Genomic DNA, 25,472 nt, shown 5'->3' on the forward strand with positions numbered 1-25,472 from the left:
GAAACATGGATATCTACACTGACGAGCACCGCGCCATTGCCGGGACAATGCGTAAAATCATTGAAAAAGACATTAACCCCTATGTTGATCAGTGGGAGAAAGACCGCATTTTTCCGGCGCATGACGTCTTTAAAAAACTTGGCGATGCAGGGCTTCTCGGCATTCAAAAACCGGAAAAATATGGCGGCATGGGTCTTGACTATACTTACCAGGTCGCCGCCGTCGAAGCGCTGGGCGCAATTAACTGCGCGGGCATCCCTATGGCGATCGGCGTACAAACTGATATGGCGACGCCCGCGCTCGCCAAATATGGCAGCGAAGCTTTGTGTAATGAGTTTCTGGTCCCCGCTATAGCGGGCGATATGGTCGCCTGCATCGGCGTGTCTGAACCTTCCGCCGGCTCAGATGTGGCCGCGATCAAAACCAAAGCCCGCAAAGACGGCGATGATTACATCATCAATGGCGGCAAGATGTGGATCACTAACAGCTATCAGGCCGATTTTATGGTTGCCCTTTGCAACACTTCGGACGGCCATAAACACAGCAATAAAAGCCTGATCGTGATCCCGATGGAGACACCGGGCGTGGTGCGCGCCAAAAAGCTGGAAAAGATCGGCAATCACAGCAGTGATACCGGACAGATATTTTTCGAAGATGTGCGCGTGCCGCAAGCCAACCTGATCGGCACCGAGGGCGCAGGCTTTATGTATCAGATGCAGCAATTCGAAGAAGAGCGCCTCTGGGCGGCGGTCTCCACCCTGCCCGGCCTTCAAGCCTGTATCGACGAGACCATTGAGTATACGCGGCAGCGCGAAGTCTTCGGCAAACCGATCCTTGATAATCAGGTCGTGCATTACCGCCTCGCCGAGCTCCAAATTGAGGTCGAGCTATACCGCGCCCTTGTCGAAAAATGCGTCACGCAATATGCGCGCGGCGAAAACATCACCAAGCTGGTCTCTATGCTGAAAGTCAAATCCGGGAGGCTCTTACGCGAAGTCACGGATGCCTGCCTGCAATATTGGGGCGGTATGGGCTATATGGACGAAACACTCATAGCGCGGCGCTTTCGCGATGGCCGCCTCGCCTCTATTGGCGGCGGCGCAGACGAAGTCATGCTCGGCGTAATCTGTAAAATGCTGGGAACGTTGCCGGGGCGGAAGTAGTGTATCCAGGTTTCTGGTGTGGATGAAGATTGAGCACCTCTCCCAATTACCGTCATCCTCGGGTCAAGCCCGAGTCGAACCGGCGTTCCGGATGACGGTTCGGAGTGTTAAGAGCTTTAGTTTGGTGGATATAAATAAATTCATCCCCACCCCTGAATCCTGCCCTATCTTCAAATTGTTCTTATCGCATTGGGCAGGCAAGCGTACGTTGGCTGGCTGGCAGGTAAGACGGTGTTGGGTGTAGGTTCGACGGGTAACGCCGGAGAGGCCGGCCCGCTAAGCGTGAGCTGTCTAGCGCCTCGACTGGCTAATTCGGCCGTTTAGCAAAGACATTGCTGTGCTGACGCTCAAACAGAGTTTGGGCGCCATGTCGGGTATGCGGCGCAATCCGTATTTCCGGCAGGGACTTTAAGAAACGAAATTATATTTACGCGTACCCAAACAGGTAGCCCCTGTTTTTTAATGTCCCGCACAGACGCCCTTTTTAACACGAGATAAAGAGACGCAGATAAAAGAGAAATCAGAGATACCGCGTTACGCCCTATACAAACTATCTTCAATGCGACATGGGCAGGCCATGAACAGCGCAACAAAATTTGAAATATTCCTCGGCACGCAGCCCGGGCTGGAGCGCGTCTTGCGCGACGAAGCGATTGAGGCCGGCTATAAAAAAGCCAAGACAGTTAATGGCGGCGTGACCTTTTGGGGGGATTGGAGCGATGTGTGGCGCGCTAATTTAACCCTACGCGGGCCGTCCAAAGTGCTCGCGCGTATCGGTACAATCCGCGCCTTTCATTTGGCACAGCTCGATAAACGCGCGCGCAAATTCGCCTGGGGGAACACCATTCCGCCCGGCCTGCGGGTGCGCGTCGAAGTCGTCACCAGTCAGAAAAGTAAAATCTATCATGCCGGCGCAGCCGCCGAGCGCATAGAGCGCGCTATGGCCGAAGACCACGGCGTAATCATTGCTAAAGATGCCGATGACGCGCAGATCGTAATCAAAGCACGCATAGACGATAATAATGTCATTCTCTCCGTCGATACCTCCGGCGCGGGCCTTCACAAGCGCGGTCATAAACAGGCCATGGGCAAAGCGCCGCTGCGCGAAACGATGGCGGCGCTATTGCTGCGCGCTTGCGAATATAACGGCACCGAGCCTGTGCTGGATCCGATGTGCGGCTCCGGTACATTTATCATTGAGGCCGCCGAGATCGCTGCAGGATTTATGGCCGGACGGTCGCGCCGCTTTGCGTTTGAACAGCTCGCTACATTTGACGCGGCGCAGGTCGCGCAGATCCGCCGCGATTGGCAAGAGGCGCATCCGGCGCCGTCCAAACTGCAAGGGTTTTACGGCTCTGATCGCAATGAAAAAGTTATCGGTTTTGCGAAGCAGAACGCAAGGCGCGCCGGAATAGAGCAATTCTGCACCTTCGCCCCGCTCGCCATATCGTCGGTGAAACCGCCGGCTGGCCCGCCCGGATTGGTTATGGTCAACCCGCCTTATGGGTCGCGTATCGGCAATAAAAAAGAGCTGTTTTCGCTCTATCACGCCTTTGGGGAGGTCATGCGGGATCGTTTTTCAGGCTGGCGCATCGGCATGGTCACGTCTGATACTATGCTGGCAGAGTCTACAAAATTGCCGTGGCTCCCGACGAATGCGCCGATTGCCCATGGCGGGTTAAAAGTAAAATTGTTTCAGACCGGGCCGCTATAATGGTGCCTTTTAGCCCGTGAACTGCATGCCGAGCCAGTCGGCGATAAGCGCCGGTTTTTCAACGCCTTCAATCTCGACGGTGATTTCATAGGTGAGCAAATGCTGGCCCGGTTTTTTCTCAACCGCGTCTTTAAGTTTGAAATGGCCGCGCACTTTGCTGCCACTGGGAACGGGATTGATGAAGCGGACTTTTTCAAATCCGTAATTCACACCCATTTTCACGCCTTCAATGACAAGGCCGGCGCCTTCACTGAATTTAGACAATAGAGACAAAGTCAGAAAGCCATGCGCAATCGTTCCGCCAAATGGCGTCATCTTAGCGGCCGCTTCGTTAACGTGAATAAATTGATGATCTTCAGTGACTTCTGCAAATCTATTGATGCGGTCTTGACTGACAGTTATCCAGTCACTCGTGCCAATATCGCTGCCGATCATACCCTGTAATTCAGATGCTTTAACGGTTTTCATGGTCTCTCCCTCTTATATTTTAGTAATGACTTTGCGTGGCCAGTTGATCAAAATGATAACTCGCATCGCCCAGCAGTTCTTGCAATACGCGGATGCGTTTCATGTAAAGGCCGATATCATATTCGTCAGTCATACCGACACCGCCATGCATTTGCACGCCTTCTTGGCTGGCCAGCTTGGCAAAACTGCCCAGCTTGGCCTTCGCCATAGCGCAATATTTCGCGGCGTTTTCATCGCCCTCATCCAGCGCCGTCAGCGAAGCAAGTACAGCCGAGCGCGCCAGTTGATATTCGGAATAAAGATGCGAGGCGCGGTGCTGCAAGCCTTGGAACTCGCCAATGATTTTGCCAAATTGCTTCCGCTCTTTGATATAGGCGACGGTCATCTCAAACGCCGCCCCGCCCGCACCGAGAAGCTCTGCCGCGACAACGGCCCGGCCTGCGGACATGACTTTGGTCAAAACATCATCGCCTTCGCTGAGACGCGCGTCACCCGTCACTTCAACGTCTTTCAGGTCGATGCGCGCCGCATTACGGCTGTCGACCATGATTGTGCGTTCAATATCCACGCCCGCCGTTTTCGGATCAACCAGAAACAGACCGATTTGCTCATCATCCATGCGCGCCGCGACGATCAACTGATCAGCCACATGGCCATCAACGACCATGGCTTTCGCGCCATTGATTTTAAAGCCATTGCCCGACGTTTCCGCGCGGGTCTGGATACCCTTTGGATTGTGCTTTGCGCCTTCATCCAATGCGAGCGCCATAACCGCCCGCCCGCCTGAAATGGCGGATAACCATTTGGCTTTCTGCTCAGCCGTGCCGCCGTGGCGGATCGCTGTTGCGGCCAATATAGCCGTGGACAGAAACGGTGACGCCGAGAGATTGCGGCCCATTTGCTCGGCCAGCAGTCCGGCCGCCATAAAGCCCATATCCACGCCGCCATGATCTTCATCGACGCAAACGCCGGCAAAGCCCATATCGGCCATTTCCGCCCAAAGCGCGCGGTCAAAACCAGTCTCATCGCGTGCATCGCGCAGTTTGCGCAGTGCCGTGACGGGCGCTTTATTGGCAAAGAAGCCTTCCGCTGTGTCGCGCAGCGTGACTTCGTCTTCGTTTAATACAAGTGCCATATTTACGCCCCGGGAAGCTGAAGGATATGTTTGGAAATGATGTTGAGCTGCACTTCGGATGTGCCGCCTTCAATCGAATTGCCTTTGGTGCGCAGCCATGTACGGGCCAAATTGCCCTCTTCGCTACGCTCGCTTTCCCATTCCAGACCGTCATGTCCGGCGGCGTCCATCAACAACTCAAACTTACGCTTATTCAGCTCTGTGCCGTAATATTTTAGCATAGAGCTATTCGCGCCCAGCGACGCGCCCGCTTTGGCCTCCGCGAGCATACGCGCCATGGTCATGGACATCGCCCAGTCATCAATCTCGGCTTCGGCAATTTTACCGCGCAAATAGGGGTCAGGCATTTTACCCTCGACCGTGCCGGTTTGCTGCACCGCCATTTCAGACAGGCTACGCGAGAGCGGCGACTCGCCAATCATTTCGCGCTCATGGGTCAGCAGGTATTTGGCGATATTCCAGCCCTGTCCCTCTTCACCAACCAAATTTTCTTTGGGGACTTTGACGTCATTCATGAAGGTTTCGCAGAAGGGCGATTTACCGGAAATCAGTTTGATCGGGCGGGTTTCAACACCTTCGCTTTCCATATCGAACAGAACGAAGCTGATGCCTTGATGTTTTGTGCCGGAATTATCCGTGCGCACCAGACAGAAAATCCAGTCGGCTTGGTCGGCATAACTGGTCCAGACCTTTTGGCCATTGACCAGATAATAATCACCTTTGTCTTCAGCCTTCGTGGCCAGAGAGGCGAGATCAGATCCTGCGCCCGGCTCGGAATAGCCTTGGCACCAGCGGATTTCGCCGCGGGCTATTGGCGGTAAAAACTCTAATTTTTGGTCTTCGCTACCGAATTTTAAGAGTGCGGGGCCAAGCATCCAAATACCAAAGGACGGCAGCGGATTGCGCGCATTAATACGTTTCATTTCCTGTTTCAGGATCTGGGCTTGCGCGCGGTTCAGGCCCGCGCCGCCATATTTTTTATCCCAGCTGGGCACGGTCCAGCCCTTGGCGAGCATACGCTCAAACCAGAGTTTTTGGTCTTCGGATTGAAACTTTGCGCCGCGGCCGCCCCAATACATCTCGCTGTCAGATTTGACGGGTGCGCGCATTGATTTCGGACAGTTTTCTTCAAGCCAGGCGCGCGTCTCCGCGCGAAACTGTTTTAAATCGCTCATGTAAACTCTCCCTTTTGGACGCGGGTCAGGAATTTCGCGCCCTGCTGGCCGCCATTTGTAAATTCTTCTTGACCGGCTGTGTCACGGATTTTATCAATATTTGCCGCAACATTCTCCGCCGTTTGATCGCCCTCAGCCAAATTAATGCCTTGGGTCTCAAACACTTTGGTTTCACTATAGCCGCCAGCACCCGCGCAGAGGATCATTCTGTTCGGCGCGTCATCGCAGCATAGATAAACCAGACCCGCAGAAACAGACTCAACGGTCAATTTCTCAAGGATTTCTTCTGGCATAAGATTTTCAGTCATGCGTGAGCGCGCTGTTGGCGACAGCGTATTGACGCGGATATTATATTTCGCGCCTTCAAGGCAGAGCGTGCGCATCATGCCTGACAGCCCGGCCTTGGCAGCGCCGTAATTCGTCTGCCCGAAATTACCATACATACCGGAGCTGCTCGTCGTCATCACAATACGGCCATAGCCGTTTTCTTTCATGTGGTTCCAGACGGCCTTGGTGCAATTGGCAGAGCCGATAAGATGCACATCGACAACAAGGCGAAAATCAGACATCTCCATTTTGGAAAAGCTTTTATCACGCAAAATTCCGGCATTATTGATCAGGATATCAACCTTGCCCCATTTATCGATGGCCTGCGCCACCATGGCCTGAACGTCGTCCATTTTCGTGACATTCGCGCCATTGGCGATGGCCTCGCCGCCTGCCGCTTCAATCTCAGCGACGATGTTCTCAGCCATTGTGGCGCTGCTTCCGCTACCGTCGACGGAGCCGCCCAGATCATTGACGACAACTTTGACGCCGCGCGCCGCCAATGCCAAAGCATGACTTCGGCCCAAACCGCCGCCCGCGCCCGTTATAATCGCAACACGATTATCAAATTTAATTTCGCTCATCTTAAATAATTCTCGCTCATTTTTGACCATTCTAATTCGGTTCCGAATGGAAAATTTGGTTTGTCAAACGGACCTGATATTACGGTTATTTCGACTTCAGGGATGGCCCCTTGATCTAAAAGTTTCGGATGCTGACGCTCCTCAGCACTCCTATCCATATTCTTTTTTGCCAGACGTTTTGCGTCTGCTTCGTTTTCGGCCCCGACAGAGATTTTGCATGTATACTTAAATGGCTTCAAAGCTCCCGAATGAAGCCGAAATAAGTTCTTCGCGACAATCTCAAAATCGTACCAAGCCACTTATGCGACTTCGAACAACCCGGCCGCGCCCATGCCGCCGCCAATACACATCGTGCTGACAACATATTTCGCGCCGCGGCGTTTGCCCTCAATAAGCGCGTGTGCGCTCATCCGTGCGCCGCTCATACCATAAGGATGGCCGACAGAGATTGCGCCGCCATTAACGTTGAGTTTATCCATCGGAATCCCGAGCTTGTCCGCGCAATACAGAACCTGCACAGCGAAAGCCTCGTTCAGCTCCCACAGGTCAATATCATCAACCGTCAGGCCATGGGCTTTAAGCAGTTTCGGCACGGCGTAAATCGGGCCAATGCCCATTTCGTCCGGTTCCAGCCCGGCCACAGCCATGCCGCGATAAATCCCCAGTGGGGTCAGGCCGCGCTGTGACGCCATTTTGCTGTCCATCAGAACGGAGACAGATGCGCCGTCGGAGAGCTGCGAGGCATTGCCCGCCGTGATCGTCTTATCGGGGCCAAGCACAGGCTTCAGACCCTGAAGACCTTCAAGCGTGGTGGACGGGCGGTTGCCTTCGTCTTTTTCCAGCGTCACGTCCTGTTTGGAGACTTCTTTCGTTTCTTTATTCATCACCATCATGGTGGAGGCAAATGGCACAATCTCGTCGTCAAAGGCGCCGGCTTGCTGCGCAGCATGTGTGCGCTGCTGGCTCATCAGCGCATATTCATCCATGCGCTCGCGCGATACGCCGTAACGCGACGCAACAATTTCAGCGGTTTGAAGCATCGGCATATAAGCCGCCGGATGCTTGGCAATGACAGCCGGGTCAGGCGCAACGCGCAATTCCGGGGTTTGCACCATAGAGATGCTGTCCACGCCGCCGCCAATGGCGATATCGACTTCGCCGCACATAATCTTTCGCGCGGCAATGCCGATGGCGACCATGCCGGAACTACACTGACGATCCACGCTCATGGCCGGAACCGTGACAGGCAAGCTGGAGGCGAAAACGGCGTTACGGCCAATTGTAACCTGTACGCCCTGTTGTAGGGCACAGCCCATGACGACATCTTCTACTAACGCGCCATCAATGCCTGCGCGTTTGACGGCGTGATCGATGCAGTGACCGGCAAGGCTGGGTGACGGCGTGGCGTTAAACGCCCCGCGATAGGCGCGGCCAATCGGTGTACGGGCGGTGGATACGATTACGGCTTCTCTCATGGGAGGCTCCCCTTTAATGTGTCTTGAATTTCGTTATCCAACTGATATGCACTTAATTGCATATAATCAAGGGGAACTGCATCAATTGAGCGCGACGCATCAAAATGTGAAGATTGGCGGCGCCAGCGGCTATTGGGGCGAGAGCGCTATGGCGACCCCTCAACTCCTCGCTTCGGGCGGGCTGGATTACATCGTTTACGATTATTTGGCCGAAATCACGATGTCGATTCTCGCCCGCGCTAAGGCCAAAGACCCCGCCAAAGGCTATGCCACGGATTTTGTCGATTATGTGATGAAACCCTTTCTGCCGATGATTGCAAGCAGCGGCGTGAAAATCATCGCCAATGCGGGCGGCGTTAATCCGCAAAGCTGCGCCGAAGCTGTCCGCGCACTCATTGCCGAAAAGGGCCTCAATTTGAAAGTCGGGATCGTCACTGGCGACGACTTTATGCCAAATAAAGAGGCTATAGCAGCGGAAGGTTTGACCGATATGTTTAGCGGCGCGCCCTTCCCACCCGTTGATACAATCATGAGCATTAACAGCTATCTCGGTGCATTTCCTATCGCAAAAGCGCTGGATATGGGCGCGGATATTATCATCACAGGCCGCTGCGTCGATAGCGCGGTGACACTTGGCGCGCTAATCCATGAATTTGGCTGGCGTGAGACCGATTGGGACAAGCTGGCCAGCGGATCACTCGCCGGACACATCCTTGAATGCGGGCCACAAGCCACGGGCGGCAACTTCACCGATTGGGAAGCGGCGGGCGATATCGTCAATATCGGCTACCCCATCGCGATATGCAGCGAAGACGGCAGCTTTGACGTGACGAAGCCCGAAGGCACAGGCGGGCTCGTCAGTGTTGGCACCGTGTCCGAGCAAATGCTCTATGAGATTGGCGATCCGCGCAGTTATATCCTGCCGGACGTGGTCTGCGATTTTTCAAATGTTGAGATATCACAGATTGGCAAAGACTGTGTTCATGTTAGCGCCGCACATGGCCTGCCTGCCCCGCCAGCTTATAAAACCTGCATGACCTATATGGACGGCTATCGCGCAGGTACATATTTGACGCTTTATGGCGCTCGCGCTGATGAAAAAGCCCAAAAACTTTGCGATGCCGCCTTTGCACGCGCCCGCAAAACAATGGCCATGTTTGGCCTTGGTGATTTTACCGAGACATCCGTCGAAATTATCGGTGCAGGCAGTCAGATGGGGGCGCCGCGCAGCAGCGATGAAGTCGTTGCGAAAGTGGCCGTCAAACATCCTGACATGCGCGGGGTCGGCATATTTCTCAAAGAGCTGGCGGGCATTGGCCTCGCCACCCCGCCCGGACTATCAGGCTTCACAGGCGCAGGCCGCCCGCGCCCCTCACCCGTTGTGAGGCTGTTTTCCTACCTCAACCCTAAAGACGGCGTTCAGATCACGATTGATGTCGACGGGCAAACACAGAGTTTCGAAGATCGCGTTCAGCCGCCCCTGCTCGATGAAGGCCATGGCCCGACGCCGAAAAATGTGGCAGATGCTAGTCTTGAAATCCAGCTTATCAAACTCGCCTTTACCCGCTCAGGCGATAAAGGTGACACAGCGAATATTGGCGTTATTGCGCGCAAACCGGACTACCTCCCTTATATCTGGGCAACGCTTACGCCGGAATATATTGCAAACCATTTCAGTCACTTCGGCGCAACACCTGAGTCTATAAGTCGATTTTACATGCCCGGCGCACACGCCATGAACATCCTGATCAACACCGTTTTAGGCGGCGGCGGCGCGGCGAGCCTTCGAAATGATGCTCAAGCGAAAGGCTATTCCCAAATCCTTTTGAATGTTCCAATCAGCGTTACTGAAGACATCGCAAAGCAAGTTGGACTCAATTAATGCCCGTTTATAAGTCCAAGATTAATACGTCCTCTGATCGGTATAAGAAAAACCGCACCGATATGCTGGCATTAATTGATCGCCTGTCCGAGCTTAACGCCCGCGCGCCCGCGCTCTCGGCCAGCAAAAAAGACCGGTTTGAAAAACGCGGGCAACTCTTACCTCGTGAACGTTTGGGCCGCCTGCTTGACCCCGGCATGCCCTATGTCGAGATCGGTAATCTTGCAGGCTATTTACAGGACACCAAGAAAGAGGCGCGCAGCATTCCCGGCTCAACCATCATGGCGGGGATTGGCTATATTAGCGGCGCTCGGTGCGTGATTGTCACAGATGATAGCGGCATTAAAGCCGGCGCACTGACGGTTGGCGGCGGCTATCGTCTTCAGCGCGCCCAGGAAATTGCGCTGGCGCAAAAGCTTCCCTTTATTCATCTCGTCGAGAGCGCGGGCGGGGATCTGATGAATTATACCGTCGAGGGGTTTTTCCAAGGCGGGACGCTCTTTGCCAATCTGGCGCGCCTGTCCAAAGCAGGCATTCCGGTGATCTCTATTTTGCATGGCAGCTCGACCGCGGGCGGCGCTTATATGCCCGGCCTGTCCGATTATGTCATTGCAGTGAAAGGCGGCGGTAAGGCCTTCCTTGCCGGGCCGCCTCTGCTCAAGGCCGCAACAGGTGAAATCGCGACCGAAGACGAGCTGGGCGGCGCGGAAATGCACGCGACAGTCTCGGGCCTTGCCGAATATCTGGTCAATGATGACGGGCAAGCCGTCGCCCTGCTCCGCGATATTATCGATAACCTGGACTGGCCATCGCGGTCACCAAAAGCTGGCGAAATTCTAGTTGACGACCCCATTTATGACTCCGACGAAATCGCGGGCATTGTCCCGACGGATTACAAAGTCCCTTATGATGTCCGCGAAGTTGTCGCCCGGATTGTTGACGGCTCTGACTTTACCGATTTTAAAGCCAATTACGGCGTTTCCACGGTCTGTCTGCAAGCGAGCATATTCGGCTATCGCGTTGGACTTATTGGTAATAACGGCCCGATTGACACACAAGGCGCAACCAAGGCCGCGCAGTTCATACAGCTTATGGATCAGGCTGATACGCCCGTTATCTTCCTGCAAAACACCACTGGATATATGGTCGGGACGCAATTTGAGCGTGCCGGCATGATCAAACATGGCAGCAAGATGATACAGGCCGTCACCAATATGAGCGTGCCACGCATTACCCTGATGATTGGCGCTAGTTTCGGCGCAGGTAATTACGGCATGTGCGGCCGCGGATATGACCCTGACTTTCTGCTGACATGGCCCAATGCCAAATCCGGCGTGATGGGCGGTGAGCAGGCCGCAACTGTTATGAGCATTGTGGCTGAGGGCCGCGCAGAACGCAGCGGCGTAGAAATCGATCCACAAATCGCCGCGCAGCAAAAAGCTATGCTCACTCATATTTTTGATAGTCAGTCGGATGCGTTTTATACCTCCGGCCATTGTCAGGATGACGGCATGATTGACCCGCGCGATACCCGCAAAGTGCTGGGCTTTCTGCTCGCCACCGTCTGGGAAGGCCGCCGCAAAAAGGTCAAAGACAACAGCTTTGGCATAGCGAGGATGTAAAGATGAGCCTGCCTGAAACGACTAAAGTCCTGACTACGCTGGATCGCGGCTGGCTGACCGTTACGCTGAACTCACCGGAAAACCGCAATGCGTTGTCAGCAGAGCTGACGGCAGAGTTAAGCGCTGTGCTCGATCACTGTCACAACAATTACGATATTCGCGGCATCACCCTGCGCGGCGCAGGCGGAACATTTTGCGCAGGCGGCGATCTGAAAAGTTTCGGCAAAATCTTATCCGGCGGCGGGGATCACGACGCCGTCAAAGCCATGAACTGCGCAGGCGGAGACCTGTTTACAAAGATCGAGGCCCTGCCCCAAGTCGTAATTGCCTATGTTGAAGGCGCGGCGATTGCCGGCGGACTGGGGATGATGTGCTGCGCCGATATCATTGTCGTGCACACGGATGCCAAATTTGCGCTCACAGAAACCGCGCTGGGCATTGTGCCCGCGCAAATCGCGCCCATCGTCGTTGCCCGCGTAGGAATAGCCACCGCGCGGCGGCTTATGCTGACGGCGGCGCGCTTTACAGGAGCGCAGACCAAAGAGGCCGGCCTGTCGGATTATGTCGTGAGTCATGAAGGCGAATTTGACGAGATAGAGCGCGACATAAGAACGGGCGTGCTGTCCTGCGCGCCGCGCGCCAATGCCCTGACGAAAGAAATTTTACTCGCCAGCCGCGACATGCCGCGCGCTGAACTGCTGGATTATGCGGCTGATAAATTCGCTGACGCCATGCTGTCCGATGAAGGCAAAGAGGGTATTATGAGCTTTGTGACCAAACAAAAACCGTCATGGGCCGCGCAGAGCGGTGAGGATTAAAATGATGATGCAAGACCTCAGCCGCGCCTTTAACATTGAATGTCACTCTATCGCCGATCTGCTCGAAAATCACCGCGAGGATATTTTCAGCACGGTCACCTTGTTCAAAGGCTGGACGATAGGCGATATTATGGCTCATCTTCATTTGTGGAATATCGCGGCCGATATGACCCTAAATGAACCTGATAAATTCCAGAGCTTCATGATGAAAATGATGAGCGCTCTGGTTGGCGGGCAGTCTCATATCGCTTTGCAAAACGCCTATTTCGGTAAGCAATCCAAAGCGCAAATTTTCGCGGCATGGCAGAGCCGATGCGAGGATATAGCGCAGACATTTGCGCAGGCCGACCCCGAGGCGCGGGTGAAATGGGCGGGGCCGGATATGAGCGTCAAAAGCTGTATCATTGCCCGCCAGATGGAGCATTGGGCCCATGCCCAGGCTATTTTTGACGCGCTCGGCGTGGAGCGCAAAAACGGGCCTCGCCTCAAAAATATCGCCCATCTGGGCGTCACTACCTATAGCTGGAGCTTTAAGGTCAACCAAATCGCGCCGCCCTTGCCTAAACCTTATGTGCGCCTGAACGCGCCGGGTGGCGAGATATGGGAATGGAACGACAAACAACTGGATAACCGCGTGACAGGAACGGCCGAGCAGTTCTGCCAAGTCGTCACCCAATGCCGCAATATCGCAGATACAGAGATTAAAACGATCGGCGATACGGCGCGCAAATGGATGGAGATCGCCCAATGCTTTGCCGGCGGCGCAGAGACCCCTCCCACTAAAGGCTCGCGGCACCTTTACTCAGAGCCCTAACGCCGCCGGAACGCTCTGGCGCAATTCAAACTTCTGCACCTAACCTGTCGCATTACGCGGCAATTATTCCATACAATAGACGTAAAGCGGCAATTTATACTTTGCGAGTTTCCCACCCAGATATGCTAATACCGTTTCAAGCGGCAGTTCTACACCCGGCTTAATCACCGCGCGAATGCAGCCCGCCTCGCCCCAGTCATGGGCATAGGGCCGGATTTCGGTTTTGATGCAGCCTGCCACCATTTCGCGAAAGGCGCGGCGCTCCTCTGTGTCAAATGGGTGCACCAACACGGCGTAATCTCCCCATCCGCCGCCATTTTGATGGCATGTCAGATTATATTTTGCCTTTACATTCTTTGCGGATGGCGGTTTCATATGCAACTCTTTTCATATGAATTTTACCGGAGCCGATATGAGTCTCACTGATATTCTTGCCTCGCGCTACTCTGTGCGCGGCTTTCTGCCTAAGCCCGTCCCTCAGAAGGAACTGGAGGATATATTCGCAGCGGCGCAGATGTCGGCGTCTAATTGCAATACCCAGCCCTGGCAGCCTTTGGTGGTGTCAGGCGACAAGGCCAAAACTGTCTCGAGTGCCATGCTGGCCGAGATCATGAGCGGCACAGCGCCATATCCTGACTTTGAATGGAATGTAAAATACCAAGACGAGCACCGCACACGCCAGTTCGGCAGCGCCAATGCGCTATATTCCGCCATGGGAATCGCGCGCGAAGACAAACCGGCGCGCAATATGGCGATGGGCCGTAACTGGCAATTTTTCGGTGCGCCGCACGCCATCTTTTTTACAATGGAAAAATATCTGGGCATTATGGGAGCCGTTGATGTTGGCATCTACGCGCAGACCCTGTCTCTGCTAATGAAGGAGCGCGGCATTGATAGCTGTATGCAGGGCGCGCTGGGTCAATTCCCCGGCCCCGTTAAAGAGATATTTGATGTCCCTGAGGAGCGCGGCATCCTCTTTGGCATGAGCTTTGGCTATGCCGATCCTGATCATTCGGCCAATCAAGCGCGGACAGACCGTGCACCCCTGGGCGATAGCGTCCGATTTGAAAGCTAAGCAGCGAAAGCTGAATATAACTATTGACGGCGCGCGCGATGAGAGGCAAATCGCGCGCACTACTATGGTATCACTTTGATATCGATTGCATCGTGCGGGTGTGGCGGAATTGGTAGACGCGCCAGATTTAGGTTCTGGTATCGAGAGATGTGGAAGTTCGAGTCTTCTCACCCGTACCATTCGCAGACGCTTCGCGCAGCGAATAATTTAATCCAGTGAATTAAATCAAGTCGTAGAATGCCCCGGCAGTGGCCTTCGCTCTGACTGTCTTCTGCTGTAAGGCCAATTTGGCATTAATAGATAAATCGCTCAACAAAAGTGCCGCAATGTTGTCACGCCCTAGCCGTAGGACAGCGGCGGACTAACTCTTGCGCGCGGTCATTGGCGCTTTGTGAAGCGTCCAGTACCGCGCAAGTAATCCTGATACAATATTAGCGATTGCTATGCCGATAAATGCGCCCATCATGCCGCCATAATTCACGCCCAGCGCCACAAGCGGAGCGTAAAGAACGAGTGAGCGGATGATGGTAAAAGCTAGGCCATAGAACGGACGGCCCAATGCATTATATCCGGCCGCCGTGACGAAGACAAAGCCATATCCAGCGATCGTTATCGGCACGATCCAGAAATAAGATTTCGCCAGAGCGTACACTTCAGGATCATTTGTAAACAAGCCCGTGATCGGCCCGGCCAGTAGCGCCAGGACAACGGCCATTCCCGTGCTCCAATAGATGCAAATGCGGTAGCTCACGCGAAAAGCTTCTTCCACGCGGTCTGTCCGTTTGGCGCCTCCATTCTGCCCTATGACAGCCCCGATACAGGCCGATAAGCCATAAAGCAGACCCACAGAGATTAGCTCGGCGCGGCTGACTAATGTGAAAGCCGCATTATAAGTGTCACCGCCCTCGCGCGTAACTGCCGCAACGGCTACCATTGCACCGACCGGGACAATCACATTTGTCACAGCCGCAACAGCTCCAACCTGGGCAATGACGCCCCAGGCATGGCGGATGGAGGCAAAGGTCATTTTGGCGAAAGACACCGCCTTGCGCCTGAACTGCACAATGTACAAGCCGAATATGGCCGCGACCGTATTGCCGAAAACGGTGGCAATCGCCGCGCCCTGAACTTCCAGTCTGGGGAACGGCCCCCAGCCGAATATAAGGAAAGGATCAATAATGATATTCAGCAGCGCGCCCAAAATCATGATAGCGCTTGGCAGTATAGCCTCGCCACCAGCCCTTAAAATATTGTTTGAAATCATAGAGATAGAGACAATAACTAATCCAGGCAGAGAGATTGCCAGATAAGTCGTCGCCATCTCCCGCGCCTCATCCTGCGCGCCTAGCAAATCAAGCGATATAGGCAGAGTGAACCAGATAAGGGCTGTCACCAGCGTCATGACGCATATTGCAAAGAGTATTGCCGCCGCGCCGTGGCGGGCTGCGCGCTGGCTGTCTCCGCCCCCTATGGCGCGCGACAGAGCGCTCATCGTCCCTGCGCCAAGGCCTATATTCACGCTATTGCCGAAGAATGTCAGCGGATAGGCAAACCCAACAGCGGACAGCGCCAACACGCCAAGCGCCGCAGACCCGTCGGCGGCGGTCAGATTTCCCAGATAGATTGTATCGACAATACCGGCAGACAGCAGCGCGATCACAGCAATCGCAAACGGGCCAAGCATACGCAGGATATGTCCCTGCACCGGGCCTTTCGTCAGATCGATCTTTCCCTTGCCGCTTGTCACGGGCGGCATAACGGCTTCAGGCAGAACCGCTGCGAGCTTTTCCTCTAAAGTCCCGTCACTCACGAGCTAGCTGTCTTCAGGCTCGCGGCCGGGGTCAAAGGCGGCCAGTGTCGCCATGCGGATAATCTCCGAGGCTGTTGCGCCAAGGCCGCATATCTGCACAGGACGTTCCAGTCCCGTCAGGAACGGGCCAAGCACAGTTGCGCCGCCGACACAGTCCATCAATTTTGTTGATATCGACGCGGAGTGAATGGCCGGCATAACCAGGACATTGGCCGCGCCGTTTAGGCGGGAAAATGGATATTTCAGGCCGTGCAGCGGGTCTAGCGCCACATCAGCGGCTAAATCGCCCTCATAGACAAAGTCCGCGCCGCGCTCGTCCAGAATGCGGACAGCGTCGCGCACTTTTTCCATACGTTCACCAACCGGATTACCGAATGTCGAATAGGATAAAAAGGCCACTTTGGGTTCGAACCCGAACCGGCGTGCAAATTTCGCTGTTGTTGTCGCGATATCCGCCAAATCCACTGCGCTCGGCAATTCGGTGATATTGGTATCGGCGATGAACAGCGTTTTACCCCGGCTGATGATTACGGACACCCCCATAGTGCGCTCATTAGCATCATGGTTTAGCACCAAACGGACGTCGCGTAGCGCAATATCATAGCTTCGCGTCACGCCGGTCACCATGCCGTCAGCCAGATTGTGGTGCAGCATCAGCGCAGAGAAGACGTTCCGGTCATTATTGACCAGGCGCTGGCAATCCCGGCGCAAATAGCCCCAGCGCTGCAGCTTGGCATACAGCGTTTCGGTAAATTCCGGATTACGGTCAAACAGGCGCGCATTGAGAATTTCGAGACTTCCGTCATCTTCCATGCCCAGCAGCTTCATATTATCCCGGATAGGTTTTTCACGGCCAATCAGGATAGCCTTGCCCAGCCCGCGCTGTTGATAGGCCTGCGCGGCGCGGATAACAGCGGGCTCCTCGCCCTCCGCAAAGACAATCGTTTTAGGGTTATCAATAACGGTCGACTGAATGCCTTGAAGCAGAGACGCTGTCGGATCCTGACGACGGGCTAATGAATGCTTATAAGCCTCCATATCCTCAATCGGCTTACGTGCCACGCCTGTATCCATGGCGGCCTGAGCCACATAAGGCGGAATTTCACTGATAAGGCGCGGGTCAAATGGTGCAGGAATAATATATTCGGGGCCATATTGCGGGCGTTTGCCGTGATAAGCGGCGGCCACTTCTTCGGGAACGTCCTGACGCGCGAGATCAGCCAGCGCATGGGCACAGGCCAGTTTCATTTCTTCATTTACATTACGCGCGCGCACGTCAAGCGCGCCGCGGAAGATGTAAGGGAATCCGAGCACATTATTGACTTGATTAGGGTAATCGCTTCGGCCTGTCGCAATAATAGCGTCGCTTCGCGCTTCTTTAATAAGCTCCGGACTGATCTCGGGATTGGGGTTGGCCATCGCAAAGATAATAGGATTTTTAGCCATGGATTTGACCATGTCCTTATTCACAATCCCGGCCACGGACAGGCCCAGAAACACGTCTGCGCCAACCATGGCTTCGGCAAGCGTGCGCAATTTTGTATCAACGGCGTGCGGCGCTTTCCATTGATCCATATATTCTGCACGACCCTTATATACCACACCGCGGCTATCGAGGACTATCGCGTTTTCATCTTTTACGCCCAGACGTTTAATTAAGCCCAGAACCGACAGACCCGCTGCGCCCGCGCCGGACAAGACAACTTTAATGTCTTCGAATTTACGGCCCGTCAGATGACAGGCATTGATAAGCCCCGCCGTCGCGATAATCGCTGTGCCGTGTTGATCATCATGAAAGACAGGAATGTCGAGCTTGTCGCGAAGTTCCTGCTCAATAATAAAGCATTCCGGGCTGCCAATATCTTCGAGATTAATGCCGCCGAATGTATTGCCGAAACGCTGCACGCATTCGATAAATTTCTGCGCGTCTTCTTCCTCAACCTCGATATCGAAACTATCGATATCGGCGAAGCGTTTGAACAGGACGGATTTACCTTCCATAACGGGTTTGGACGCCATGGCGCCCAGATTGCCCAGTCCCAGGATGGCTGTTCCGTTTGAGATAACAGCGACCATATTACCCTTGGACGTGTAATCATAAACGCTGTCAGGATCTGCAGCAATCGCCTCGACGGGTACGGCGACCCCCGGGGAATAAGCCAGCGAAAGATCGCGCTGCGTCGCCATGGGTTTCGTTGGCAATAAGGCCAATTTTCCTGGCGTGGGATAGGCGTGAAAATCAAGCGCCTGTTTATCAGTAATATACGTGCGCTCAGGCACATCTTTTTCGTTTTTTGGCATGGATCCCTCGAACGACATGAATGGTCTAGCTAAGTAAAGCGGTCTAACGTCCTTCAACCCAAAGATATAGGGTTAAACGTGACGATTCACCCGAAAATTCCGTTTCACATGATAAAATCAATGATGAATATTTCAGCGCAAAGCATATGAACTGCATAATTAGAGTGCACAATTTGCCTGAATATCGAATTAGCCTCTTCAATACTGCGCTTTTGCTCGACTCAGCCTAGGGCTCTTTTATCACTAGGCTAACACCAGCCGCGTTCGGAGAGAGCCCATGAAAAAGATCGAAGCCGTCATCAAGCCTTTCAAACTTGATGAAGTCAAAGAAGCCTTACAAGAAGTTGGCCTGCAAGGCATGACTGTACTTGAAGCCAAAGGCTTTGGCCGCCAAAAAGGCCATACAGAGCTTTATCGCGGCGCGGAATATGTCGTAGACTTCCTGCCCAAGCTTAAAATCGAACTGGTCGTCACCGACGAGCAGGTCGACGCCGCACTTGAAGCTATTCAAACTGCCGCGAAAACCGGGAAAATCGGTGACGGAAAAATCTTTGTTTCTACTGTAGAACAGGCTATCCGTATCCGGACCGGCGAAGCAGGTGATAGCGCGCTATAATAAAATCACAAAAGACGTCTTAAACGTCGCCATATGTTCACATTCAACAAAGGGAATAGATGAAGAATGTCAAATAAGATATTGAAAAAAATCAAAGATGAGGAGATCGGTTATGTCGATCTGCGCTTTACCGATGTTAAAGGCAAAATGCAGCATGTGACCTTCGATGCCTCTATGGTTGACGAAGACTTGTTCGAAGACGGGACCATGTTTGACGGCTCCTCTATTGAAGGCTGGAAATCGATTGATAAATCGGACATGGTTTTGCTGCCTGATCCGGACACAGCGGGCATAGATCCGTTCTATCAACAGGATACCATGACGATTTTTTGCGATATTCTGGAGCCTGATACAGGCGAGCCTTATAACCGCGATCCGCGCGGCACGGCGAAAAAGGCTGAAAACTATATCAAATCTGCGAAAATCGGCGATGAAGTCTATTTCGGACCGGAGGCGGAATTCTTCGTTTTTGATGATGTCCGCTGGAATACTGCATCTAATAAAACCGGTTACAGCTTTGACAGCCTTGAAGGCCCTTACAATACCGGCACGGAATATGTTGGCGGCAATAAAGGTCATCGTCCGGGCATTAAAGGCGGCTATTTCCCTGTTCCGCCCATTGATAGCGAACAGGATATGCGCACGGAAATGCTCGCGGTCATGACAGAGCTGGGCCTGCAACCTGAAAAGCATCACCACGAAGTTGCACCGTCACAACATGAGCTGGGCATGAAATTTGCCACCTTATTAAAGATGGCGGACAGCATGCAGCTTTATAAATACATCGTGCACAATGTCGCCCATGCTTATGGCAAGACAGCGACATTTATGCCCAAGCCGGTTCATGGCGATAATGGCTCAGGCATGCATGTTCATCAATCAATCTGGAAAGACGGCAAGCCGCTTTTTGCGGGCGATGAATATGCGGGACTGTCCAAAGACTGTCTGTATTACATTGGCGGCGTGATTAAACATGCCAAAGCGATCAACGCATTTGCTAACCCGTCAACCAACTCTTACAAACGTCTGGTTCCCGGATTTGAAGCGCCTGTTATGCTGGCCTATTCCGCGCGTAACCGTTCGGCCTCCATCCGTATTCCGTGGACGGCCTCGCCGAATGGGAAACGTATGGAAGCGCGCTTTCCTGATCCGATGGCAAACCCTTATCTGTGCTTTACCGCATTGCTTATGGCCGGTTTGGACGGAATAAAGAACAAAATTCATCCGGGCGATGCCATGGATAAAGATCTATATGATCTTCCGCCGGCAGAAGCTGCGCAGATCCCGCAAGTCTGCGGAAGCTTGAAAGAAGCGCTGGAGTCTCTGGACTCTGACCGCGACTTTTTAAAAGCCGGCGGCGTCTTCGACGATGATCAGATTGATGCTTACATTAATCTGATCATGAAAGATCATCACCGCGTCAATATGCATCCGCATCCGGTCGAATTTGATCTATATTACAAAGCGTAGACTGTTTGCCAGACCATAAAAAAAGCCCGGTCGATGACCGGGCTTTTCTTTTTTAAGATTTTGACAATATTCTAGAACAGCATGCGCAGGACCAGGCGGGCAATATGGCGGCTATAGCCGTCACGTATGTCCGCATCATAATCAAATCCAAAGGAGCTGTAACCGCTGCCAGCCATAAAGGTTACGCCCAGCACCATGCCGGTATCAGGAAATTCCTGGCTGGTGACACTGAACGGAGCCCCGATATTGGCGAATGACGCCGTAGTTGTGATCGGATCGTTGGCGAAGTCATTGCGCACGCCAATACGCGCAGACGGCGCGTACCAGACTTTTTCGCCCTCAAAGCGCGCGCCAAAATTAAACAGGGCTGTCGCACTCCCGTAATCGGACTGACGCTCTTCTACACTCAGACGGATCGCGTCGGAACCATCCTCAATATAGCTTTGTTCTTTCAAGGACAAATATGTCACCGTCACAGCCGGGCGCGCGAAATACCGGCTTCCAATATCGAAATCATATCCGACACTCGCCGTGGCATTATAATGATAGCCCTGCCAATCCCCTTCAGCCTGCCGCGCAAAGCTTCCGATAGTGATATTCCGGCGGCTTTCAAAGCTGTTATAGCCTGCGCCCACATAGCCGTCGGCATATATATTGCCGCGCTCAATACCGCCATATATCCCCGTCTGGAATGTTGAGACATTAAGCGGATCATCAATGCCGATCACATCTTCGACTTCTGTGGCACTATAGGATAGATTGACACCCACCGTATGGAACGGGCCCCACTGCGTATCCAGACCACCGGTAAAGCCGAACCCATAGCCGCGATAGGCGTCAGAAAGACCCACAAGCTCACGGTCTGCGAAATAAGCAAATTCTTCGACCCATACGCCGCCGGGTTTTTCATCGGACAGTCGGGCATTATTCAGATGGGTAGCAACTGCGCCTGTCGCGCCATCGACATTGGAGAACACAAAGCGGCCCGCGGCCGCGTTAAATTCGGGCAGGATCTGATTGTAGGCTGCGTTAAAAGTCTCCTGCGTCGTCAAGCCTGCAAAGGCGGCGCCCAAATCGGAATCCGCGCCAAATGCGCCAAATGCAGCATCAAATGCCGCTGTCTGAGTGCTATCCAAGCCGAGTTCCTGCGTGCTGCGCAGGCGCAATGTAGCAATCAAAGCATTGGCATTCGTCGGATCAAGGCTAATCTGAGTATCGTATAAGAACGGCGCATTTTCAGGCTGATATGTAGAAATATCGTCGCCGAGCGTCAATGTACCGGCATTAATCAAGGTAAATGTCCCGCCGCCGCCAATAATATTGCTGAGTGTCGGCGTGATACGCGCGCCGGATTCGAAACTAACCTGTCCGGTAGCATTTAATGTCGAGGCCTGTCCGGTTGCGCCATTGATAAGAGTCGACAGTATAGACGTCCCGTCAAAATTTGCCGTCGTCACATTCAAAGGCACAGCGTCATTTAAGGCCAGCGTAGACCCTCCCGTTACGTCGACCGTCAACAGACCGTCACTGTCAGTGACTGAGCCCACCAATACAGTTCCCCCGGACAATATTAATTGATCATTGCCATCACCAAAGCTGACATCGCCGACCAAAAGACCGGCGCTGGAATTAAGCGTGTCATCGCCGCTGCCGAGCATAATATCGCCGACAATGCGCGGAGCGACAGGCGTGATATCATCGTCAGGATCTTCGTCGGCGAGTTGGGACTGAGTGATCGTCACGCCGGTTGTGTTTGCGCGAACGTCGATGGCCACAAGCGTAAATACCGGCGCTGCGTCTGTCGAAAGGGCATTAGAATCCGACGTCGATCCGGTCGCCTGGATATAACCTTGATTGTTTATAACAGCCAGAGAACCGGATTGATCAACAATGGCATAGGCCTGTCCGCTGCGTCCGGACAGCAAGGCTTCTATTATGCCTTGATTATCGATCTGTGTCAGTGATGCACCCGCATCAATCTGAATGCCTGTCGCGATGACATTATTGGCGCCCTGAATATTGTCGCCATCTTCATAGACCAGGTCAGTGGCCTCTGAAGCTACAGCACGGACAGTCCCGGTATTATTGAACGTACCGGCTTGACCGCCATCCGCGACCCGTATGCCATAAGCATGGGCCACATCGCCGTCGACATTCGCGCTGCCGTCCGTTGGGACGCCCGTGCGAAAAGTTTGCGTGCTCATTTGTCCTGTGTTGGAAAAGCCATTTGTGAGTTGCGCATTTTCAATGCGCAGCGCCGTCGCTGAGCGGTCATCAAGTACGGCGCTGGAGCCGATCGTGCCTTCATTAACGAAGCTATATTGCAGCCGCTCTTCATATCCCTCGGCGGTTGGGTCGGTGATATCAGCGAGCAGTCCGATAACAATCGGCGTGCCGTCTCCTGCAATGAGCACAGCCGCTGCAACGCCGCCCTGCATTACTGTTGGTGTAGCTGTTACCAAGCCTGCATCAGATCGCGTCGCCTCAAATATGACGCCGCCATCGACATTACCGCCAATCCGCACAGCATTGCCGCCTTCCTGCGTATCTTCGGCACCATAAAGCGCACGAACGGTTCGGAATTGACGTGTTGAAACACGGTAACCCGAGCTACTGGTCGCTCCGGTAAAGCTGACGCGTCCGCTGACATCACCGTCAACACGTGCAGCCGACGCATCTTCGCCGCCCACCTGAATATTGCCACCAACATCAACGTCGCCGTTAACATTACCGGCCACATCCATTCCGACGCTACGATCACCCAAAACTTGAATATTGCTGTTAAAGTCCAAATTACCGTTGACAGTTGTCATATTTGCAAGGCGGAAACCTGCACTGTCATTGCCTTCAATTTGAATCGTACTGCCGGCTGTTGATACGATATTCCCGGTAAAAGGGCTGGCGCCGGTAATAAGTATTCCGGTGCGGCCGGTTCCCTGCGCGCGCGGCCCGTCATTTATGCCATCGTTATCCGTGTCCGTAGAGGTATAATCTTCGAGGATTGTTATATTGCCGCTAAAATTGACGTTGCCCGTATTGCCGCCCTGAACGAGAATGCCCGTCGTGTCATCAGCATTATCAATATCAACCGTGCCGGCAACAGTAACATCATTATCGCTATCCAGCGTCACGGCTGCGCCTGTTGTGGTCTCAAAACGGCCCGTAGACGTGACCACAATGTCGCCCGGTGCGCCATTATCAACCGTACTTGTCGCGACGCCAGTCGTCCGGGTATCGGAGATTTCAACCTGCGCAAAGCCTGTTGCGGCTGATGTGAGGCATAGCGCGCTGACTGCAGCACTGCGGAGCAATAATTTATTCAACGACATAGACGGTCCATACAGATAGGCCTGCAAATATGCAGGCGATTCAGATGTGTGTTTAGACCAGTGCCGCGCCCCCACGCAATGACCGATTTCAGCCTTTGCATGGCAGGGTGATTAAGATTGCGTAAGACGGTAGCGTTCTGAAGGCACAATGCGAGTCTTCTGAATTTCTGCCGCGTGATGACTGTTTTAAAATCGAGATGATGCGGCGTATATAAGTTTGGGAAAACCAATTGCCGCATCTTGCGATTTGGCTTGCTGCGCAGGGGCGGTTTTGTTTACAAGACCGCCATGAAAACACCATTTAAACTCTGCCTAGCCCTAACAGCCGCGCTGGCGCTGTCGGCTTGCGATACGTCATCAGATAAAACCGACGCGAAAAATGACGGCGATGCTCCGGCGATCAGTTATGCCTCGACCTATAAGGCTCTGCCCAGCCGCACGACGCTCATCACCAATGCCAATATATATGACGGTAAGGGCGAAGAAATTCTGGGCGGTTATGTTCTGATTGTCGACGGCAAGATTTCCGCTCTTGGCGAAGGCAGTATCGGCGCGCCCGAAGGCGCCCTGACCGTCGATGCTAATGGCGCGTGGGTAACGCCGGGCATTATCGATATTCATTCCCATCTGGGCGATTACGCCACCCCGGGCGTGAACGCCCATAGCGATGGCAACGAAGCGACCAGCCCGATCACAGCCGAAGTTTCTGCCGAACATGGCGTGTGGCCCCAAGATCCCGGTTTTGCCGAAGCTCTGGCCGGCGGCGTGACCACGTTGCATATCCTGCCCGGCTCAGCCAATCTGTTCGGCGGGCGCGGCGTAACCCTGCGAAATATCAGCTCACGCAGCGTCCAAGGCATGAAATTTCCCGACGCGCCTTACACGCTGAAAATGGCCTGCGGCGAAAATCCAAAACGGGTCTATGGCGGAAAAGGCGGTCCCGCTTCCCGCATGGGTAATTTCGCGCATTATCGCAAAAACTGGATTAAAGCGGCGGATTATAGACAAAAGCGCGATGACGGAGAAGATTATACGCGCGATCTGCAGCTTGAAACGCTGGCCGATGTTCTGGACGGCAAAATTCTGGTGCAGATGCATTGCTACCGCGCTGACGAAATGATGCAGGTTCTCGATATGGCCCGGGAATTTGACTATAAAGTCACGACATTCCACCACGCGGTTGAGGCCTATAAAGTGGCCGATAAACTCGCCGAAACAGGCACATGCGCCGCCGTTTGGGCCGATTGGTGGGGCTTTAAAATGGAAGCCTATGACGCCATTCGCGAAAACCTGCCTTATCTTCACGCGGCGGGGGCCTGCGCGATGATCCACTCTGATAGCGCAGACGGCATTCAACGGCTTAATCAGGAAGTCGCCAAGACCTTGGCTGACGGAAACCGCGCCGGACTTGATATCAGCAAGGCCGACGCGTGGACATGGCTATCGCTTAATCCTGCCAAAGGGCTGGGCATTGACGAGGAGGTCGGGTCGTTAGAGCCGGGTAAACGCGCCGATGTCGTGATCTGGTCGCGCAATCCCTATTCGACCTACGCCCGCGCCACCCGCGTCTATCTAGACGGCGCATTGGTCTATGACCGCGCCAGCGGCCTTAAACCTGTAAGTGACTTTAGGTTGGGCCAGCCCGGAACTGACGCTCCCGTCCTTCAACCGACAACCCCGCAATAGGAGAGACG

The 25,472-nt window shown here is 53.8% G+C and carries 20 protein-coding genes and 1 tRNA gene; 11 read left to right on the forward strand and 10 right to left on the reverse strand.

Annotated elements, in window-relative coordinates; translation table 11 throughout:
- The first annotated feature begins 5 nt into the window (after nucleotides 1–5).
- Nucleotides 6–1,163: an acyl-CoA dehydrogenase family protein gene (locus H142_RS0103490; protein ID WP_017930713.1), complete on the forward strand. Its 1,158-nt coding sequence runs from the start codon at nucleotides 6–8 to the stop codon at nucleotides 1,161–1,163.
- A 577-nt stretch (nucleotides 1,164–1,740) separates the two neighbouring features.
- Nucleotides 1,741–2,877, forward strand: a complete 1,137-nt coding sequence (locus H142_RS0103495; RefSeq protein ID WP_026147760.1) for a THUMP domain-containing class I SAM-dependent RNA methyltransferase — start codon at nucleotides 1,741–1,743, stop codon at nucleotides 2,875–2,877.
- Nucleotides 2,878–2,886: 9 nt separating this feature from the next.
- Here the strand turns inward: H142_RS0103495 and H142_RS0103500 are convergent, their stop codons facing one another.
- Genes H142_RS0103500 through H142_RS0103525 form a run of 6 tightly spaced genes read right to left on the reverse strand, consistent with a single transcriptional unit; the run spans nucleotide 2,887 to nucleotide 8,041 of the window.
- Nucleotides 2,887–3,345 carry a MaoC family dehydratase gene (locus H142_RS0103500; protein ID WP_017930715.1) on the reverse strand — a complete coding sequence of 153 codons (459 nt, stop codon included), beginning with the start codon at nucleotides 3,343–3,345 and terminating at the stop codon, nucleotides 2,887–2,889.
- Nucleotides 3,346–3,364: 19 nt separating this feature from the next.
- Complete coding sequence (locus H142_RS0103505; RefSeq protein ID WP_017930716.1) at nucleotides 3,365–4,480, reverse strand: acyl-CoA dehydrogenase family protein; 1,116 nt, start codon at nucleotides 4,478–4,480, stop codon at nucleotides 3,365–3,367.
- A 2-nt stretch (nucleotides 4,481–4,482) separates the two neighbouring features.
- A complete protein-coding gene (locus H142_RS0103510) occupies nucleotides 4,483–5,655 on the reverse strand; it encodes an acyl-CoA dehydrogenase family protein (protein WP_017930717.1) in 1,173 nt (390 codons plus the stop codon).
- Nucleotides 5,652–6,566: an SDR family NAD(P)-dependent oxidoreductase gene (locus tag H142_RS0103515; protein ID WP_017930718.1), complete on the reverse strand. Its 915-nt coding sequence runs from the start codon at nucleotides 6,564–6,566 to the stop codon at nucleotides 5,652–5,654. The genes H142_RS0103510 and H142_RS0103515 overlap by 4 nt, the downstream gene beginning before the upstream one ends.
- On the reverse strand, nucleotides 6,563–6,805 hold the full coding sequence (locus H142_RS16995) for a hypothetical protein (protein WP_156811874.1): 243 nt from the start codon (nucleotides 6,803–6,805) through the stop codon (nucleotides 6,563–6,565). Before H142_RS16995 ends, H142_RS0103515 begins: the two co-directional genes overlap by 4 nt.
- Nucleotides 6,806–6,865: 60 nt before the next feature.
- Nucleotides 6,866–8,041 carry an acetyl-CoA C-acyltransferase gene (locus H142_RS0103525; protein ID WP_017930720.1) on the reverse strand — a complete coding sequence of 392 codons (1,176 nt, stop codon included), beginning with the start codon at nucleotides 8,039–8,041 and terminating at the stop codon, nucleotides 6,866–6,868.
- A 46-nt stretch (nucleotides 8,042–8,087) separates the two neighbouring features.
- Between H142_RS0103525 and H142_RS0103530 the strand changes: the two genes are divergently transcribed.
- The 4 genes from H142_RS0103530 to H142_RS0103545 are packed head-to-tail and all read left to right on the forward strand — an operon-like array spanning nucleotide 8,088 to nucleotide 13,177.
- Nucleotides 8,088–9,923: an acyclic terpene utilization AtuA family protein gene (locus H142_RS0103530; RefSeq protein WP_051048564.1), complete on the forward strand. Its 1,836-nt coding sequence runs from the start codon at nucleotides 8,088–8,090 to the stop codon at nucleotides 9,921–9,923.
- Nucleotides 9,923–11,545, forward strand: coding sequence for an acyl-CoA carboxylase subunit beta (locus tag H142_RS0103535; protein WP_017930722.1), 1,623 nt, complete (start codon nucleotides 9,923–9,925; stop codon nucleotides 11,543–11,545). Before H142_RS0103530 ends, H142_RS0103535 begins: the two co-directional genes overlap by 1 nt.
- Nucleotides 11,546–11,547: 2 nt before the next feature.
- The gene (locus H142_RS0103540; RefSeq protein WP_017930723.1) at nucleotides 11,548–12,363 is read left to right on the forward strand and encodes an enoyl-CoA hydratase/isomerase family protein; all 816 of its coding nucleotides are present in this window, start codon (nucleotides 11,548–11,550) and stop codon (nucleotides 12,361–12,363) included.
- Nucleotide 12,364: 1 nt separating this feature from the next.
- Entirely contained in the window at nucleotides 12,365–13,177 is an 813-nt protein-coding gene (locus H142_RS0103545) for a TIGR03084 family metal-binding protein (RefSeq protein ID WP_017930724.1), read from the forward strand.
- A gap of 63 nt (nucleotides 13,178–13,240) precedes the next feature.
- Here the strand turns inward: H142_RS0103545 and H142_RS16080 are convergent, their stop codons facing one another.
- Nucleotides 13,241–13,552 (reverse strand): hypothetical protein, encoded by a 312-nt coding sequence (locus tag H142_RS16080; protein WP_017930725.1) that lies wholly within the window; start codon nucleotides 13,550–13,552, stop codon nucleotides 13,241–13,243.
- 37 nt (nucleotides 13,553–13,589) lie between these two features.
- Between H142_RS16080 and H142_RS0103555 the strand changes: the two genes are divergently transcribed.
- Entirely contained in the window at nucleotides 13,590–14,252 is a 663-nt protein-coding gene (locus H142_RS0103555; RefSeq protein WP_026147762.1) for a nitroreductase family protein, read from the forward strand.
- 94 nt (nucleotides 14,253–14,346) lie between these two features.
- A tRNA-Leu gene (locus tag H142_RS0103560) sits at nucleotides 14,347–14,431 on the forward strand.
- A 182-nt stretch (nucleotides 14,432–14,613) separates the two neighbouring features.
- Here H142_RS0103560 and H142_RS0103565 read toward each other — a convergent pair.
- Entirely contained in the window at nucleotides 14,614–16,062 is a 1,449-nt protein-coding gene (locus H142_RS0103565) for an MATE family efflux transporter (protein WP_017930727.1), read from the reverse strand.
- Between the two features lie 3 nt (nucleotides 16,063–16,065).
- Nucleotides 16,066–18,363 (reverse strand): NADP-dependent malic enzyme, encoded by a 2,298-nt coding sequence (locus tag H142_RS0103570; protein WP_017930728.1) that lies wholly within the window; start codon nucleotides 18,361–18,363, stop codon nucleotides 16,066–16,068.
- A gap of 277 nt (nucleotides 18,364–18,640) precedes the next feature.
- Here H142_RS0103570 and H142_RS0103575 point away from each other — a divergent pair, with 277 nt between their 5' ends.
- Entirely contained in the window at nucleotides 18,641–18,979 is a 339-nt protein-coding gene (locus H142_RS0103575) for a P-II family nitrogen regulator (RefSeq protein ID WP_017930729.1), read from the forward strand.
- Between the two features lie 66 nt (nucleotides 18,980–19,045).
- Nucleotides 19,046–20,449 (forward strand): type I glutamate--ammonia ligase, encoded by a 1,404-nt coding sequence (glnA, locus tag H142_RS0103580; protein WP_017930730.1) that lies wholly within the window; start codon nucleotides 19,046–19,048, stop codon nucleotides 20,447–20,449.
- A 71-nt stretch (nucleotides 20,450–20,520) separates the two neighbouring features.
- Here glnA and H142_RS0103585 read toward each other — a convergent pair whose 3' ends face one another.
- Nucleotides 20,521–23,778 (reverse strand): autotransporter family protein, encoded by a 3,258-nt coding sequence (locus tag H142_RS0103585; protein ID WP_017930731.1) that lies wholly within the window; start codon nucleotides 23,776–23,778, stop codon nucleotides 20,521–20,523.
- Nucleotides 23,779–24,066: 288 nt separating this feature from the next.
- On the opposite strand from H142_RS0103585, the gene H142_RS0103590 reads away from it, so the two are divergent.
- Complete coding sequence (locus H142_RS0103590) at nucleotides 24,067–25,464, forward strand: amidohydrolase (protein ID WP_051048541.1); 1,398 nt, start codon at nucleotides 24,067–24,069, stop codon at nucleotides 25,462–25,464.
- Nucleotides 25,465–25,472 lie beyond the last annotated feature (8 nt).

The organism is Robiginitomaculum antarcticum DSM 21748 (genome assembly GCF_000365025.1).
Classification (GTDB): Bacteria; Pseudomonadota; Alphaproteobacteria; order Caulobacterales; family Maricaulaceae; genus Robiginitomaculum; species Robiginitomaculum antarcticum.

What these genes read in the sequence shown, in the direction of transcription:
- glnA (WP_017930730.1), top strand. Translation starts at nt 19,046, where the DNA reads ATGTCAAATAAGATATTGAAAAAAATCAAAGATGAGGAGATCGGTTAT.
- H142_RS0103590 (WP_051048541.1), top strand. Translation starts at nt 24,067, where the DNA reads ATGAAAACACCATTTAAACTCTGCCTAGCCCTAACAGCCGCGCTGGCG.
- H142_RS0103545 (WP_017930724.1), top strand. Translation starts at nt 12,365, where the DNA reads ATGATGATGCAAGACCTCAGCCGCGCCTTTAACATTGAATGTCACTCT.
- H142_RS0103535 (WP_017930722.1), top strand. Translation starts at nt 9,923, where the DNA reads ATGCCCGTTTATAAGTCCAAGATTAATACGTCCTCTGATCGGTATAAG.
- H142_RS0103540 (WP_017930723.1), top strand. Translation starts at nt 11,548, where the DNA reads ATGAGCCTGCCTGAAACGACTAAAGTCCTGACTACGCTGGATCGCGGC.
- H142_RS0103495 (WP_026147760.1), top strand. Translation starts at nt 1,741, where the DNA reads ATGAACAGCGCAACAAAATTTGAAATATTCCTCGGCACGCAGCCCGGG.
- H142_RS0103500 (WP_017930715.1), bottom strand. Translation starts at nt 3,345, where the DNA reads ATGAAAACCGTTAAAGCATCTGAATTACAGGGTATGATCGGCAGCGAT.
- H142_RS0103555 (WP_026147762.1), top strand. Translation starts at nt 13,590, where the DNA reads ATGAGTCTCACTGATATTCTTGCCTCGCGCTACTCTGTGCGCGGCTTT.
- H142_RS0103525 (WP_017930720.1), bottom strand. Translation starts at nt 8,041, where the DNA reads ATGAGAGAAGCCGTAATCGTATCCACCGCCCGTACACCGATTGGCCGC.
- H142_RS0103510 (WP_017930717.1), bottom strand. Translation starts at nt 5,655, where the DNA reads ATGAGCGATTTAAAACAGTTTCGCGCGGAGACGCGCGCCTGGCTTGAA.
- H142_RS0103570 (WP_017930728.1), bottom strand. Translation starts at nt 18,363, where the DNA reads ATGCCAAAAAACGAAAAAGATGTGCCTGAGCGCACGTATATTACTGAT.
- H142_RS0103515 (WP_017930718.1), bottom strand. Translation starts at nt 6,566, where the DNA reads ATGAGCGAAATTAAATTTGATAATCGTGTTGCGATTATAACGGGCGCG.
- H142_RS16080 (WP_017930725.1), bottom strand. Translation starts at nt 13,552, where the DNA reads ATGAAACCGCCATCCGCAAAGAATGTAAAGGCAAAATATAATCTGACA.
- H142_RS0103490 (WP_017930713.1), top strand. Translation starts at nt 6, where the DNA reads ATGGATATCTACACTGACGAGCACCGCGCCATTGCCGGGACAATGCGT.
- H142_RS0103530 (WP_051048564.1), top strand. Translation starts at nt 8,088, where the DNA reads ATGCACTTAATTGCATATAATCAAGGGGAACTGCATCAATTGAGCGCG.
- H142_RS0103585 (WP_017930731.1), bottom strand. Translation starts at nt 23,778, where the DNA reads ATGTCGTTGAATAAATTATTGCTCCGCAGTGCTGCAGTCAGCGCGCTA.
- H142_RS0103575 (WP_017930729.1), top strand. Translation starts at nt 18,641, where the DNA reads ATGAAAAAGATCGAAGCCGTCATCAAGCCTTTCAAACTTGATGAAGTC.
- H142_RS0103505 (WP_017930716.1), bottom strand. Translation starts at nt 4,480, where the DNA reads ATGGCACTTGTATTAAACGAAGACGAAGTCACGCTGCGCGACACAGCG.